The sequence below is a fragment of the Lachnospira multipara ATCC 19207 genome (assembly GCF_000424105.1).
Lineage (GTDB): Bacteria > Bacillota > Clostridia > Lachnospirales > Lachnospiraceae > Lachnospira > Lachnospira multipara.
Genome location: NZ_AUJG01000004.1, coordinates 60,065 through 76,775 on the forward strand (window position 1 = coordinate 60,065; position 16,711 = coordinate 76,775).

Here is a 16,711-nt window from a genome sequence, read left to right on the forward strand (position 1 = left end):
ATTATTTTTCTATTGAGCCACCATTAGCTTCAATTAAACCATTAATATATGCTGAACCAAGGGCTCTATCAAAAAGTCCATAGCCTGGTTTACCTGTTTCACCCCAAATCATACGTCCATGATCTGGTCTAAAATATCCATCAAATCCTGTCTCAACTAATGCCTTAACGATAGCATTCATATCAAGACTACCTTCTCTTGTTAAATGTCCAGATTCTTCAAAAGATGTGTCTTCTAAGATCTTTACATTTCTTAAATGCATAAATCCGATTCTCTTCATTTCTGAATACTTTCTAACTAACTTAGGAATATCATTCTTAGGTGAGCAGCCAAGTGAACCTGTACAGAAACAAAGTGTATTTGAAGGGCTGTCAACGATTGAAAGATACCTATCAATATTTTCTTCGCAAGTAATAACTCTTGGAAGACCAAAAATTGGATATGGAGGATCATCTGGATGAAGAGCCATAACTACGCCACATTCCTCTGCAACTGGAATAACTCTCTCAAGGAAATACTTAATATTTTCCCAAAGTCCTTCTTCTCCAATTTCACCATAAGCTCTAATAAGTTCTCTAACCTGGTCCTGTGTATAGCTTGAATCCCAACCTGGAAGATGAATATCATCCTTTAAAGGATCAAGACCCTTTAACTGATCCCAATACATAACAAGACTTGTAGAACCATCTGCTGCCACCTTATCAAGCTGTGTACGTGTCCAGTCAAATACTGGCATGAAGTTATAAGTTACACACTTAACACCATACTTTGCACATCTTCTAATAGACTCGCAATAATTTTCAATGTGTCTATCACGCTCAGGGCTGCCAAGCTTGATTTCCTCTGTTACAGGAATTGATTCAACCACGTCAAATACAAGACCGTTTTCTCTACACTTATCAGCAATGTACTTAATGCTTTCCTCTGGCCAAACTTCACCAGGCTTAACATCATATACTGCAGATACGATAGAACGCATACCTGGAATCTGACGAATGTTTTCTAGTGTGACAGGATCGCTATCACCATACCAACGAAATGAACTCTTCATAGTAATTCTCCAATCTTTAATTTCTAATTTTTGTAAAAATGTTACTTTAAATTATCTAAAAACTCGTTTTCCTTGATTTTTCCATATTCCTTATAATCAAGTCCAATAAACTTATTAATTGCTACATTCATAAATTCTTTCCAAGAATCTGCTTCATGCTTAACTAGAATAGGATAGAAGTTAACATTATTAGTCATGGCAGCTTTTCTGTCTCCAGGGGCATCACCAATCATAAGAATTTTGTCTTCTTCATATCCTAAACTCTTAAGCTTTTCAATACATATCGCCTTAGTTCCAGAATCCTGACAGCAGAGACAATCTACCGTTCCTAATAGATTGCAACGCTCCCATTCTTCTACTACTGCTTCTTTATTGGCACTTGATACAACAGCCACATCAGCGTATTTCTGTGCCATTTCTAGTCCTTCTTTAACCCCATTAAAAGGACATTTTTCATCATCACCTAATTTGTCAATTGACTTATTAACTTCTAATGACCAGTTAAGTGCTTTTGAATAAATCGGACTTCCTGTCTCTTCTATTCTTTTCTCAATTGCTCTATTACTTAACTCTGCTGCAGTGTTAGTCCACTCAACAAAATCAGCGATGCCTTCTATTTCACAGTACTTTTTATCAATTTCTTCAAGGGCCTTTGAAAGTCCTGCAAATCGATTGATTCCTCTAGTCATACTGTATAAATTAATTTGATTCCATCTTTCAAGGATTTCATCTTCCCATTTTGAAAGATTCCATTCCTTAATCATACATGGACCAAAGCACTTAAAGTGCTTTATGTCCATAGTATCCATAGCGCAACCGTCGCTATCTACACATATAAGAAAATCTTTATTTTTCTTGAATTCATCTAAATTAACCATAGTATTTCCTTCCACTAAAAACTAAAGTCTTGTATCCCATCTTCCACAGAATACTGTTTCATCAGCCTTACCTCTAAACTCATCTAAACCTATCATCTTTTCGATTGCAGCTCTAATATGTTCTCTCTTTGGAGAATAAGCATTAATAAATGTATGAAGCTGTGGAACATCAATTAAATGATTTGTGTAATTAAGACTCATACCAATTGTTGGAACCTCTTCGTTATACCAAGGAAGCTCGCAACTGTGGTTAACACTCCAACGAAGTCTTACGTTGTTTTCCTGAGCGTAACCCTTTACATTAATTACAACTAAAGCTAAATCATGATTATCAACGAACTCTTTTCTAGTTTGATGATTTAACATCTTGATAAAGTTCATTGGAGAGACTCCATTTTCAACCTCTAAATCATGGTAGTTAGGGCAAACATCAACTTCAAAGCCTGCTCTTTCTAACTCTTCAATTACAAGGTTCTTTACTGGATCTCCTGTATATCCCTTAGATGTTGGTGTTGAACCTACATAAACAAGGAATAATCTCTTTTTCTTATTAACATCCACTGGAATATTATTTCTTGTATCCTTAACAAGAGTTATACATTCCTTTGCTGCCTTAATAGCAAATTCATGATGTTTTTCACAACCAATAACTGATAAATCCTTTTCAGGAATATTACGATTATTAGTGTCCATATTAAGATGAGCCTTAAGACCTAAGATTCTGTGAAGGGCATCACTTAATCTTTCCTCTGTTAATTTACCTTCTTCATAAGCCTTCTTAACATAAGACATATCTTCTTCTACATCATTTGCAAAAAGGAACATATCGCAACCAGCAATAATAGCTCCTGGAACTGCCTCTGAACGCTTACTTGTTGCACTAAGACCTACCATATGAGACGCATCTGTTATAACAACACCATTAAAGCCCATATCTTCTCTTAAAAGGTCTGTAAGTAATTCCTTAGAAAGAGTTGCTGGCTTAATATCCTCATCCTTAATTCCTGGAACTAACTTTCTAGACATTTCTGGAAGAGCAATATGTCCTACCATAATTGCCTCAAGGCCTTCCTTAATAAGACTTCTATATACATAACCAAAATTATCTTCCCATTCATTTACAGACATATTATTAACACCCATAACAAGATGCTGATCTAACTCTTCAACACCATCTCCTGGGAAATGCTTAGCTGTACATGCCATATTAGGATTAGCTGCCTTAACACCCTTTATATAAGCTCTAGCATTTTCTAATACCTTTTCTGGATCAGAACCAAAGCTTCTTGTATTAACGATTGTATTTCTCCAGTTTTTATAAATATCAACTACAGGATTAAACATCCAGTTACAGCAAAGTGCTGATGCTTCTTTAGCTGCTACGTATCCAAGATTGTAAGCATTTTCATAACCCTCTCCTGCACCACATTCCGCAGCAGTAGCAACAAAAGTTCCTTCTTTACTTACTCCGATACCACCATCATCACAATTAGCAGCAATAAGTAGCGGTGTCTTACTCATTCTTTGGTAAAAGGAATTCTGATGATATACTGTTTCATTATCTCCTCCTTGCCAACGAAGGCCACCTTGATGCGAAAGACTTAAACCCTTCTTAATCTTTTCTTCATCAACGCCCGGTACCGCCTTTAATAAAACAAAAAGCTGACCAATCTTTTCATCTAATGTCATTGAATTAATTGTTTCCTCAACCCAGTTAATCTGTGTTTCATTTAAATTAAAGGGGCTCTTTTTTAAATCTACCATTCTAATACTCCTGTTCTAATTGCTTTTTAAAAATGTTATCTCCTGTTTTCATCAGTAATTTATAAAATTAGTAATCTATAAAGTTATTAAATTACCATCCTTAGTTTCAAGAAAAGCTGCATACCATATATCAAGAACACTTAACGCAAATGAAAGGCCCGTTACGCTAAGTAAAAGATATACAATTCCCATTATCTTTCTTCCTATTAGGAACTGATGAATGCCAAAGAGTCCGCCAAAAAGTGCTGTAAGACAATACTTCTTTTTACTAATCTGTACTGGCTTTCTCTTCTCTTTTAAATCAATATAATAATTAATACATTTTTTCCAAAATGGAGTTCTTTCCTTAATTCCATACTCTCTCTTTAATTGTGAAAGTTCTTCCTCTGCTTTTATTAATTCATTAATATCAATTCTAGATTCGTCCTTTTCTGACTTTCCCTTTGACATTACATTTTCCATAAACAGCTCCTATCTGCTTTATTAAGCAACTTGATTCTTAGCTTTAATTTCTGCAATCTCCTGCTGAATTTCATTCATCTTTTCCTTGTTTAATGGATAGAACTTCATAGCAACAAGGTTGCAAATTAATCCGAATAAAACTAAACCATACATTCCTACCATACCAACTACAAACAACTTAGTGCTATATGGTGTCTGTGCTGTTGGAAGTGCGCTTGCAAATCCAATAATCGCACACATCAAACCAACGATTGTTGATGCTAGAGATGAGATTAACTTATCTACAAAACTAAATAATGTACCAATCATACCTGGAACATATTTACCACTACGATATACTTCATAATCTGCGCAATCCGCTGTCATTGTAATAACAACATTTCCATTAACAGTATTAAATCCGTTAAAGAGAATTGTTAATAATAAGAACAATACTGTAAATACTGACCAACCACTAAATACTCCATCTCCTGGAAGGCTAAGAGTTCTTGGATTACCAATAATAAATAAAGCTATTAATGCTACACAGCTAAGTAATGCTCCCCAAGAGCCAATTACCATTGAACGCTTCTGTCCAAACTTAGCTGAAATCCATCCTGAAATAAAGATGATAAAGATAATGTTTGGAATAATTGTGTAAGCATTTAAGACACCTGATACTGCTGCATTTCCACATACAATACCGTAAACAATAAGAGTAATTGTTGCATCACCCTTAGCCTGTGTTGCGAGCTTATCTGTTGATGCTGAAATGACTAACATCTGAATTGCTCTGTTGTTTTTAATGATTTCAAGGTAGTCCTTAAAAGAAACCTTTGAAACACCGCCAATACCAAAGTATTCTTTTCTATCCTTCTCAATTAAAGAAATAATAACGATTACTGAAAGTATTGCTGAAAATACTACACAGAACATCCAATGCTCTGCAAAGAAAGCACTTGAAAAGCTGTAATTGTGCTTCTTAAGTAAATATGTGTATGAATAATAAGGCATTGCAGCAAAGAAAATTGCATTACCAAGTCCAAGGAAAACCGAAAGAAGTGGTCTTTGCTTTGGATCATTAGTTAAACAAGTCTGTGCTGACTTTGTTACAACACACTGAAGTGTATATCCCACAATATAGATTGCATAGAAGATAATAAATACTACAAATCTTCCTGCCTTTGGTACGCTAGGTACTACAAAGAACATAATTGCACTCATGCAAATCATAATTAACTGACCGATTAATACAAAAGGTCTGTTTTTACCGAAACGTCCTTCTGTCTTATCGACAATAAAACCTATAAAGGGATCAGTCACACCATCCCAAATTCTCATTACAGTTACAAGTGAAGAGGCAATTACTACGCCCACACCTACAAAACCTGTTAAGAAATAGGCGATAAAAGTCATTAACCATAAATACATATTAGTTGCTACATTGTTAAGTGAGAATCCAAAAATCTGCCAAAGTTTTGCACGATGGATTCCATTGTTTTCATTTCCCATAATACATTTCTCCTTACATAGAGTTATTTTCTTGACAATTTGAGTATATCTCTTATAATTCTTATATACCCGCACAATTTTTAGTAAGAATAGCATAATTTTTTAGTTTGCTATTTTTAGCATAAAAATAATGCTATTTTATATGTAAAATGTGCTAGTATTTTGTATACAATTTGTTAAAAATTAAACAGGAGGACTTCTAATGAACGCTGATTTGATTTATACCTACAAGAATATTTTAGAAGCACTTGGAATTCAGTTTCTTCTAATTAATAAAAATCTAGATAACTTAGATGAGCTCGATTACAAATTTAGAAGCTCACTCTATGACAATTTTGATTATGAAACCATCCTAAAGGATGTTATTAAAGAAGAGAAAACTTCTCCAGTGCTTTTCTTTAAGGATGACTTTAATTTAAATTACTGCTTCTTTGAATTACCCTCAATAATTCAGGAAGAATATAAAGCTAAGTATGCAATTCTTGGTCCTGTTATCTACAGATTTATAACCCAAAGGGACCTAGATGAAATCATGGAGGAGCACCATTTTCCTTTATCCATATCAAAGGATTTACTAGAATTCTACAATCGAATTCCTTCGCTTCCTACACACGACTTTTGGATTTCCCTGCTTATGCCACTTTTAAAGCCTTTGTTTGGAAGCAATAACGACTATCACTTTATTGATATTGCCCATGAAATCGTTAATAAAAAGGAGGAAAAAAACTACGACCTTGCAGAGAATCCTGACCACACTTCCTTTCAGGCAGTTGCTGATAGATATAAGGCTGAAGATGCCATGCTTGCTGCAGTTATAAACGGTAACACAGATTTAGCCGTGGAGCTTTATCACAGATTTAGGCAGTTTAACATTTCCCCAAGAACCCCTGATAATCTTAGAAATGTTAAAAACTTCCTGATTATCTTTAACACCAACCTACGTCGTGCCGCCGATACTGCACAGATTCATCCCTACTATATCGACAATCTTTCAAGAGAATTTGCCATTAGGATTGAATCTACCAACAATGTATCGCAGCTTGAAAGCTTGAGTATTACTATGCTTCGTAGATACTGCATGCTAGTGCACAATTACTCTACCAAGAATTATTCTTCAATTATAAAAAAATGTATCGAGAAGATTCGCTTTGAATATAACGAGCACATTACTCTAGATAGTTTGGCTTCTTATCTTGCAATTACACCAAGTTATCTATCGGTGCAATTTAAAAAAGAAACCTCGCAAACTATTACAGATTACATCCAGAATGTCAGACTTGAACATGCAATTTTACTGCTTAATTCCACTTCTGATTCTATTCAAGAAATCGCTAGTTTATGTGGCTTCCCAGACTCAAACTACTTTACTAGAGTATTTAAAAAGAAAAAGGGCCTAACCCCTAAGGAATATAGAAAGCATATTATCTAAGCATAATATTCAATAAAAGTTTTTGTAAAAAAAGGACATGCGGAATTTACTGCATGTCCTTTTAGTTATTTCAAGTTATATCTTTTTTAATTATATCTTAGTCCTGTCTATCTACTTTTGCATAAAGCAATCATATCTTATGGAAGTTCCCTTATAAGAAAATTCCGGAGTTCTATCTCCTAAAGTCTCTGCCTTCATAGGGCGCTTAATTAAAATCTTTTTTGGATTAAGACTTAGGGCTGCATTTACCATTTCCTCACCATTAAAGCAAGGGCGCTCTAGCTTTTGAATTAGCTGGAATTTCTTCTTAATCTTTGAAGACTTCTGTCTTTCAGGAAACATAGGATCAAGATAGATTAAATCTGGCATATCAGCTACTACCTTAGTTTCATCCTTCTTTAATTCAGCCATATTAAGCATAGCCTCAATACTATCGCCCTCCACTAATTTCATGCGCATTACCATGTCCTTAATTTCAGGAATCTTTCTAGCTCTAATTAAACAATCCTTTAAAAGGGCTGCAATTACAGGATCCTTTTCATAAAGCATAACTTCATAGCCTGCCGCTGCAAGAATAAGAGAATCCTCTCCAAAACCTGCTGTAGCATCCATTGCCTTAAGATTAGACTCTCCTTCTTTTATCTTTGCGGCTCTTGCAATTAACTCATGCTGCCACATATCATCCTTTACTCTTGGAAGCATATTATTAAAATCGGCCTGAAGTCTTAATTTGCCACCAACTAAGGATAAACCCTCTTTATCATATAGAAGAACCAAATCATTTTTAGATACTTCTTCTAGTTTTCTAATCTGTTCTACGTTCAAGTGATTAGCTAACTGCTCACCATCCTGCTTATATCTTTTATGGTCTACGCAAACATAAAGTTTTGCCTCTACATTTTCATTAAAATCTTTCTTTGCCATTAAAATACCTAACACTTTCATAATTTAACTAGAACTATTGTAAACAAAAATGTCGCTTCACGCAAATTGTGAAGCGACATTAGGATTTGTATTTATAATCTTTAAAACTAATAAGCTAATCTAAAATTAGAAATCAACTTCTGTATCATAGTAGCAGCACTTAAGAAGCTTTTCCATTTCTTCCTGGCTTGGCTGTCTTGGGTTTGAACCAGTACAAGCATCAAGAATTGCATTAGCAGCAATATCATGTAACTTAGCTAAGAATTCTTCCTCTGGAACGATTGTCTCACCTGGAAGACCACCCTCACCATAGTTATTAATGCTGTGTGGAATATTAAGATCATCATTCATCTTACGAAGATAAGCTATTAAGTTATCAATCTTCTCTGTCTCTGTGTTACCACCAAGGTTAATAAAGTCTGCAATCTTAGCATATCTCTTAGCTGCTGTAGCATCTTTAGAGTTAAACTTAATAACCTTTGGAAGATACATAGCATTAGCTGCACCATGAATAATATGTCCCTTCTCAAATGCAGCACCTGTCTTATGAGCCATTGAATGAACAATACCAAGTAAGGCATTAGAGAATGCCATACCAGCTAAACACTGAGCATTGTGCATTGATGAACGACATGACATATCACCATTATATGACTTAACAAGGTTTTCCTTAATCATTTCAATAGCATGAAGAGCTAATGGATCTGTGTAATCACAGTTAGCTGTTGAAACGTATGCTTCGATAGCATGTGTCATAGCATCCATACCTGTATGAGCTACTAACTTAGCCGGCATTGTTTCTGCTAAATCTGGATCTACAATTGCCACATCTGGTGTAATCTCAAAGTCAGCGATTGGATACTTAATTCCCTTTGAATAATCAGTAATAATTGAAAATGCAGTAACTTCTGTTGCTGTACCTGATGTAGAAGGAATAGCACAGAAATGAGCCTTCTTTCTAAGCTTTGGAAGACCAAATACCTTACACATATCTTCAAATGTTACTTCAGGATATTCGTACTTAATCCACATAGCCTTAGCTGCATCAATTGGAGAGCCACCACCCATAGCTACAATCCAATCTGGTCCAAATTCCTGCATTACACTAGCACCCTTCATAACTGTTTCAACTGAAGGATCTGATTCAATACCTTCGATAAGCTTAACTTCCATACCAGCTTCCTCTAAGTACTTCTGTGCTCTATCTAAGAAGCCCCCACGCTTCATTGAGCCACCACCTACACAAATTACGGCCTTCTTTCCTTCAAGAGTCTTTAGCATCTCTAAAGATCCTTTTCCATGATATAAATCTCTTGGTAAACAAAAACGTGCCATACAAAAACCTCCAATACATTACATATTATATTGACAATTGTTATTCTCTTAACAACTAAATCAATTATACTACATTTGATATTTTTTCTCAATAAAGATTGATAGATTTCTGACAATTTTTATTCCCAAATATGTGAAAGTTAACTAAAAGAAGTGTCTATTTTTTACAAAAGTAGCCTTTTTCTATACAAATGTGTTAAATTCCCTTATGACAAGAAGTAATTCAATAGCAAAAATATAAAAAGTGTGTTATATTAAAAATATAAAATTTTCTAACAAAGGGGGACTGCTAATGACCAACTTAAAAGTTCAAGGCGCAGATACTAAGCGAGTAATTGGCAGTGATTCTGTGTGCCCAAGTATTTGTCTAGCAATTTGCTATTTTGATGCAAATGCTAATCTACTAGATAGCGTCTATTCCGCACTATCACTAGGCCTATCCAACACACATATCCTTGTAATTGATGCAATCTCCACAGCTAAGGCAAGCATAGATAGTGAAATTCATTCTGACTCTGTAGAGCTTTTAGATATAAGTCACATAAACTTTGTAAATCTAGCTCAGCTAAAAAACCATGTAGTAAACTGCATTGAAAGTGAATACATTTGCTTTATTAATGCAGGCTGGAAACTTACAAGAGAAAAGATAACTAATCTTTTTAACTCGCCTATAACAGATTCCATTGAAAGTTTCAAAGATATTCTAACTACAAATGTATCCTCCATCGGGCTTTTAGCCTATAAAACCGACCTTCTAAAAGACTTTAAATTTAACAAGGCTATTTATTCCGGTGAGGATTTCGAGCTGATTCTTCGCCTACTTGTGGCGGACATGAAATCAAGTGAGGGCATAATTAACGAAGACATTTTTTATCTTGAAAGCGAGGATTACAACTTTAATCCAAGCATTAGCTTTTTTGACACCTTGGCCTACTGCCTTGGAAAATATAGTAACATCCTAAACTCTCTTTCAATCTATGAGGAGATTAGCGACTACTACACTGAAATTGCTAAGGCCAACAACTACCAAAGTGAGTTTGAAGAAAAGCTTTGCAACTACTTAACTCTAGAGAATAACTACGAGTTAGGAGAAAACATTTTCCTTGCAGCCTCGGCTTATTACTACAACAACGAAACAGCTAAGGCTACAAACCTTTTGACAAAATATTTCTGGCATGAGAATGAAATCACAAGAACTGCCTCTCTTACTGAGAAAAACATGCTTCTATACATCATGGCAGAAATCGCAAGTATATTTACAAGCGAGGAACTAAAGACGGCATTTCTTAATAAATACCCAACTCTAAGGAGCTTTAAAAAGGACTATCTCCTTGTGAAATTCGCCCTTAGACGAATCTGGTTTAAAAAAGATTGTCTTGATAAGGACTATCTTCTAAGGCTTCTTATAACTAGGGACATCCCAGTAGAGATGCTTACAGTTATAGCAAAGTATGCTAGCAGCCAAAACTATTCTTTAGAGCTTTTTGAAAATGTAGCAAAACAGCTGGGCTCATCAAAACTAGACAGGCTTTACTTTAATAAGTTTGACTGCTTTAAAACTATTCTAGAAAAGGATTTAAAGGAGAGGCAAATTTCTCAATATAGCATAAAGGAAAGACTTGATAATCAGACTGATTCTAGTATTAATTCTCGTATCTTTTACACAGAACTTGATTTAACTAGGGATAGTTTTACACAATCAGGCCCTGATTCTTCCACAAGCACTTTACAACTTCATCCAAAAAAGGATCTAGACTTAGAAAAGATTGCCATTATCTTTTGTACTAACAATGAAGTTTACAAGGAAGAATGCCTATTTTATCTAAAGGATTTAAAACTGCCAGAAGGTTTTAGCCTTGAAATAATTGCTATTAAAAATGCAAGCTCCATGACTGAAGGTTACAACTTCGCCATGAGTCACACCAACGCTAAGTTTAAACTCTATATTCATCACGATACATTTTTAATAGATAGGGACATTTTAATAAAGCTAGTCACTGCCTTTAAAAAGGATTCTAATATTGGAATGCTTGGAGTCTTTGGTTCTGCAAGTCTTGATGGTTCTTGCAAATGGTACAAGAGCCCTATAGATGACAACTACTTTAATCTATATCAAGATGAAATTCTTGATGTGTTAACTTCAGTAAAAAGACCAGAAGAGGGTAAGATAGCTGAAGCTCTAGCAATTGATGGAGTATTTATGGCAACCTCCTTGGATATTCCTTGGGATAAGGAGTGCTTTAATGACTGGCATTTCTATGATATTGCCCAATGTTTTAAGATGAGAGAAGCTGGGCTTAAGATAGGATTTTTAGGTACGGATAGCATTTGCCTACTACATGAAAATAGCCTTAATAAAGACCCTGACTTTAAGTATGAGCTCTACGCTTCACTTTTTAAGAATACTTATTATTAATCTATATAAAAAAACCCCAGCTAATTAAAGCTGGGGTTAATTATAATCACTAATCTATGATTAATTATCTATTAACTACTTTCTTTACTGTATTAACAACGTTCTCTGTTGTAAATCCGAAGTGTTCGAAAAGTGTCTTAGCTGGACCTGAAGCACCAAAGCCCTTCATTGAAACAACTTCACCGTCAAGACCAACATACTTATACCAACCAAAGTCAGATAATGCTTCAACTGCAACTCTGTTACGAACTGCCTTTGGAAGAACTGATTCCTTATATTCATCAGACTGAGCATCGAATACGTCCATAGATGGCATACTTACTACTCTTACATCAATTCCATCTGCTGCAAGACTTGCCTTAGCTTCAACTGCAAGTGAAACTTCTGAACCTGAAGCAATGATGATTGCATCTGGTGTTTCCTTTGTAGAATCTTCTAATACATAACCACCCTTAAGAGCTTCCTTGCTTGAACCAGCAAGCTGTGGAAGATTCTGTCTTGTAAGAACAAGAGCTGTTGGCTCGTTAGTTGAGCTTACTGCATGCATCCAAGCTGCAGCTGTTTCTGTTCTATCAGCTGGTCTAAATACTGAGATTCCTGGCATTGAACGGAATGCAGCTAACTGCTCGATTGGCTCATGTGTAGGACCATCTTCACCAACACCGATTGAATCATGTGTAAATACGAATGTAAGTGGTAACTTCATAAGTGATGTAAGTCTAGCCATTGGCTTTACATAATCACTAAATACGAAGAATGTAGCAACAAATGCCTTAAGTCCACCGTGAAGAGCTAAACCGTTACCGATTGCAGCCATTGCCTGCTCACGTACACCAAAGTGTAAGTTAGAACCTGCGTAGTTCTCCTTAGAGAAATCGCCAGCGTCCTTCATGTTTGTCTTATTAGATGGAGCTAAGTCAGCTGAACCACCAATTAAGTTAGGCATCTTAGTCTTAATAAGGTTAAGGATTGAACCAGATGTAGCTCTTGTAGCTTCTGCCTTCTCACCCTTAGCCCAGTATTCTTCTGAGTCAAATAATTCTGAAAGATCAGCACCGTTAAAGTACTTATCCCATAATTCCTTCATTTCTGGATACTTAGCGCAGTAGTCTGCAAATAACTTGTTCCAAGCATCTTCAGCTTCTGCCTTCTTAGCACCAATCTTCTTGTAGTTATCATAAACTTCTTCTGGTACGAAGAAATCTTCCTTAGATGGCCAGTTGATGTTCTCCTTAAGTGCTGCAACATTATCAACACCAAGAGGCTCACCATGAGCACTAGCCTTACCCTGCTTAGCTGGGCAACCAAAACCGATAAGAGTATTAACCTTAATAAGTGTAGGTCTTGTTGTATCAGCCTTAGCTTCTTCAATTGCCTTACCAATTGCCTTAAGGTCTGTTCCGTCTTCAACTTCAAGAGTCTGGAAACCAAAAGCCTTAAATCTAGTTACAACGTCTTCTGTGAAAGCAATATCTGTGCTACCTTCAATAGAAATGTTGTTTGAATCATAAAATACGATTAACTTGTTTAATCCTAATGTACCTGCAAGTGAGAAACATTCTGATGAAATACCTTCCATCATACATCCGTCTCCACCAAGTACGTATGTGTAGTGATCAACTACCTTGTAATCATCCTTATTAAATACTGAAGCTAAATGTGCTTCTGCCATTGCCATACCAACAGCCATAGCCATACCCTGGCCTAAAGGACCTGTTGTAGCTTCAACACCTACAGTGTGACCATATTCTGGATGTCCTGCTGTAAGTGAACCGAACTGACGGAAATTTTTTATGTCATCAAGTGAGAGATTTCCAATTCCGAAAAGATGTAATAATGAATATAAAAGCATAGATCCGTGTCCACCTGAAAGGATGAATCTATCTCTATCAACCCAATCTGGATTAGCTGGGTTAAACTTCATATGGTTAGCCCATAATTCATAAGCCATTGGAGCAGCGCCAAGTGGTAAACCTGGATGACCAGAATTTGCCTTCTGGATAGCATCTGCTGATAAAACTCTTATTGCATTTACTGACATCTCATCAATATTGTTCATTGTTATAATCTCCTATATCTATCATAATAATGTTAATGTAATCTTTATCACAAAATGTGACCTTGGCAAGCATACCATGTAAAACAAAATATTGCAAGGAAACCGAAGGAATCCTTGCAATTATTTTTATGTTTTTTATACTTTTAGTAATACCCTTGCAATGCCTTTTAAAAAAGCTTATTTATCAATCTTTAAAATCTGCCTCTGTAAGGTAAATCATATTACCATCGTCAGACTTCTTTTTCTTTAAAGCACCAAAGAATCTTCTTGATGCCCTTCTTTCTGAATTAAGGATTGCGCTATTAATAATCTCCTTAATATCATCAAGCTTAATATTATCATTTACATTCTTAAGCTTATCAATCTTTAAATATAATTCAAGCAATGCATCATCATGAACTTCATACTGTCTCTTCTTAGCAAATCTCTTTGCCATTTCAACAAGTTCATTAACGTTATACTGCTTAAGAACAATTCTGTGGTTGAAAGTATTAGTAAGTTCTGGATTAAAATTAACTAATACATTCATCTCTGCATCAGAGTCTTCTAAGATAACAATCATTCTTCCTGTATCCTGCTCTAAGCAGTTAAGAATTTCATTAATTCTCTTTGGCTGAATTGTACCAGCACCTTCAATAATAAGTACTGTACCACGAAGCTTAGGCATTGCTCTAGTAATTCCTCTTGCATTAATACTCTCACCAGTAGTCTTAGCAATCTTCTTAGGACTTTCTGGATAAAGATAATTAATAGCTCTAACAATTGCTCTAGCTAAATCCGTCTTATCGGAACTTGTATTTCCTGATAAAAGAATATTACCCTTTACTGAATTAGTCATATTCATCTCTTTCTTTAATTCATCAAAAAGAGTTACTAACTGATCTTCAATACCTGGCATATCCTTGTACTTTCTAAAGATCTTAGCAAGATCAGGATCTAACTTTTTGCCATTCTCTTCTTCATACTCTAACTCATCGATAGATTTCTTCATCTCTTCAATGATGTCAGGTCTTTCTGTCTCTTCCTTATCAGAGCTTACAAAATTAACTGTTGATGCTGTCTTAGCTTCCTTAACCTCTACAGCCTCCTTAACAGGAGTATCTGTGTTAGCAGCTTCTTCTGCTTCTAATCTTGCTGCTTCAGCTAAAATTGCCTCAGTATCTAAGAAAACTGTATTACCTGATGCGTATTCTTCTTCGGGCTCTGCTTCAGCTTCTGACTTTGATTCTTCCACACTTGCCTCTTTAATAGGCTCAGCTACTGTTTCTACTTTTTCTTCATTCTCCATATTTTTATTCTCAACCTCTTTTGCTTCTTTATTAGCAAATTTCTCTTCCTTAATTGACTCTATCCAATCCATAAGACTTAACTGACCTTCAATCTGGTCATCGTCTTCGCTTACTTCTTCCTCTTCTCTTTCCTTAGCTGCTAAATTGATTTCTTCCGGATCTAACTCCCCAGTCTTCATAAAATCTTCCGGTGTAAAATCTTTATCTTCCTCAGTGATGTAATTGCCAAGACCCTTAGCAATTTCAGCTTGAAGGTTCTGAGTATTATTAATGTCATAATCTGGCACTACTGTATCAAATTCCTCTACTCTCTCATCGATACGAGCCTGTGCTTCCTTACGCTCTTCCTCTTCATCTTCTTTATTAATCTGATCTATATTGTCCTCGATCTGCTTCTTAGCATTCTCGATTAATTCCTTTAATGAAAGATTTGCCTTGTCGATGCTGCTTTCCATTGATGCTGCACCTTCCTTGCTAGCTTCCATACTAACTTCTGGCTTGCTAACCTGTGGGCTTTCCTTGTCATCTCTAAGAACTTCGCTAGGTTTTTCTTCCTCAACCTTGTCCTTATCCTTTTCAAGAGCTCTCATAACAAATTCTTTGATTTCTTCATTACTGTTTGTATCAATTAAATCTGTGTTTGGACCGTCCTGTCCTGGAGCCTTAAGTGTTGGTAACTCATCGGCTTCCTTAGCAACTGGTGTTCCATGAAGAGAAACTAAATCTTCTACCTTCTTAGTAGCTTCTAATGAAATCTTCTCTTCATTAGCTTTCTGCTCTTCCATTTCTTCGCTCTTAATTATATTAGCAACAGCCTTATCAAGGGCTGCTTCCTTCTCATCAGCCTCTAATACTTCAGCTACATCATCCTTCTTAACCTTAACTAATTCCTTAGTCTCCTCAAATTCCTTTAAACGATTAAGTTCAGGATCCTTCTTCTTAGCAATTGCTGCATCAAGAATCTTCTTCTGAGTATTAGTAAGTTCAGCACCAAGCTGAGACTTTAACTGAACGGCGCATTCTACATAATCGCCATCCTGGAACCATAACACGATGTTGTCACAAGTCTTAATACATTCATCTTTTCTGTCTGTCTTAAAGTATAGCTTAGCTAATTCATACATATACTTCTCGTCAATTTCGTGTTCCTTGTATTCCTCAAGGATCTCAACAAGCTCATTATCGTTTGCCTTCTGAGCAAGTCTTAATTCATATAAAAGAATGAATCTATCTACATCCCTATGCGCTACATGTGCATATTCCTCATATAATTCTTCTGCCTCTTCGTAGTCTTCAAGCTTAATATTTAACTCTACTAATTTATAAATAAGCTTCTTTCCACCAAGATTTCTATTATAGGCAAGTATTGCCATATCTCTCGCTTCATCATAATCACCAGCAGTTTCATGCACATTAATTGCTGTTGCAAGTGCCTGCCAGTCTTTACATTTTAGCCAATTAAGTTCCTTCGCAAGTCTTGACGCTTCTTCGTACTCTTTTTTGGCCGCAAGTTTTCTAACCTGCTCCATCTTTATATTAAACTCGTATTTATCCATAACCTCTTTTAATTCCAACCTTTCGTTACAGCACATAATGTTACTAAACATTTACAG

11 protein-coding genes are annotated in these 16,711 nt (G+C 35.6%); 2 read left to right on the top strand and 9 right to left on the bottom strand.

The window, feature by feature from the left end; all coding sequences use genetic code 11:
- Position 1 precedes the first annotated feature (1 nt).
- The 5 genes from uxuA to G600_RS0105585 form a co-directional block, all read right to left on the bottom strand.
- Positions 2–1,051: a mannonate dehydratase gene (uxuA, locus tag G600_RS0105565; RefSeq protein WP_027431061.1), complete on the bottom strand. Its 1,050-nt coding sequence runs from the start codon at positions 1,049–1,051 to the stop codon at positions 2–4.
- Between the two features lie 41 nt (positions 1,052–1,092).
- Positions 1,093–1,929 (bottom strand): HAD family hydrolase, encoded by an 837-nt coding sequence (locus G600_RS0105570; RefSeq protein WP_027431062.1) that lies wholly within the window; start codon positions 1,927–1,929, stop codon positions 1,093–1,095.
- 21 nt (positions 1,930–1,950) lie between these two features.
- A complete protein-coding gene (locus G600_RS0105575) occupies positions 1,951–3,693 on the bottom strand; it encodes a glycoside hydrolase family 3 protein (RefSeq protein ID WP_027431063.1) in 1,743 nt (580 codons plus the stop codon).
- Positions 3,694–3,768: 75 nt separating this feature from the next.
- Positions 3,769–4,155, bottom strand: a complete 387-nt coding sequence (locus G600_RS13860) for an NINE protein (RefSeq protein WP_034245690.1) — start codon at positions 4,153–4,155, stop codon at positions 3,769–3,771.
- Positions 4,156–4,176: 21 nt separating this feature from the next.
- The gene (locus G600_RS0105585) at positions 4,177–5,646 is read right to left on the bottom strand and encodes an MFS transporter (RefSeq protein ID WP_027431064.1); all 1,470 of its coding nucleotides are present in this window, start codon (positions 5,644–5,646) and stop codon (positions 4,177–4,179) included.
- A 202-nt stretch (positions 5,647–5,848) separates the two neighbouring features.
- On the opposite strand from G600_RS0105585, the gene G600_RS0105590 reads away from it, so the two are divergent.
- Positions 5,849–7,075: an AraC family transcriptional regulator gene (locus tag G600_RS0105590; protein ID WP_027431065.1), complete on the top strand. Its 1,227-nt coding sequence runs from the start codon at positions 5,849–5,851 to the stop codon at positions 7,073–7,075.
- Between the two features lie 111 nt (positions 7,076–7,186).
- Here the strand turns inward: G600_RS0105590 and G600_RS0105595 are convergent, their stop codons facing one another.
- Together G600_RS0105595 and G600_RS0105600 are read right to left on the bottom strand one after the other, a co-directional pair.
- Entirely contained in the window at positions 7,187–7,999 is an 813-nt protein-coding gene (locus G600_RS0105595) for a class I SAM-dependent methyltransferase (protein WP_027431066.1), read from the bottom strand.
- Between the two features lie 126 nt (positions 8,000–8,125).
- On the bottom strand, positions 8,126–9,334 hold the full coding sequence (locus G600_RS0105600) for an iron-containing alcohol dehydrogenase (protein WP_027431067.1): 1,209 nt from the start codon (positions 9,332–9,334) through the stop codon (positions 8,126–8,128).
- A gap of 292 nt (positions 9,335–9,626) precedes the next feature.
- On the opposite strand from G600_RS0105600, the gene G600_RS15010 reads away from it, so the two are divergent.
- Positions 9,627–11,750 (top strand): glycosyltransferase family protein, encoded by a 2,124-nt coding sequence (locus tag G600_RS15010; RefSeq protein WP_051195382.1) that lies wholly within the window; start codon positions 9,627–9,629, stop codon positions 11,748–11,750.
- Between the two features lie 64 nt (positions 11,751–11,814).
- Here the strand turns inward: G600_RS15010 and tkt are convergent, their stop codons facing one another.
- Together tkt and G600_RS0105615 are read right to left on the bottom strand one after the other, a co-directional pair.
- Positions 11,815–13,809 (bottom strand): transketolase, encoded by a 1,995-nt coding sequence (gene tkt, locus G600_RS0105610; protein ID WP_027431068.1) that lies wholly within the window; start codon positions 13,807–13,809, stop codon positions 11,815–11,817.
- Positions 13,810–13,993: 184 nt separating this feature from the next.
- Positions 13,994–16,654, bottom strand: a complete 2,661-nt coding sequence (locus G600_RS0105615) for a hypothetical protein (protein ID WP_027431069.1) — start codon at positions 16,652–16,654, stop codon at positions 13,994–13,996.
- Positions 16,655–16,711 lie beyond the last annotated feature (57 nt).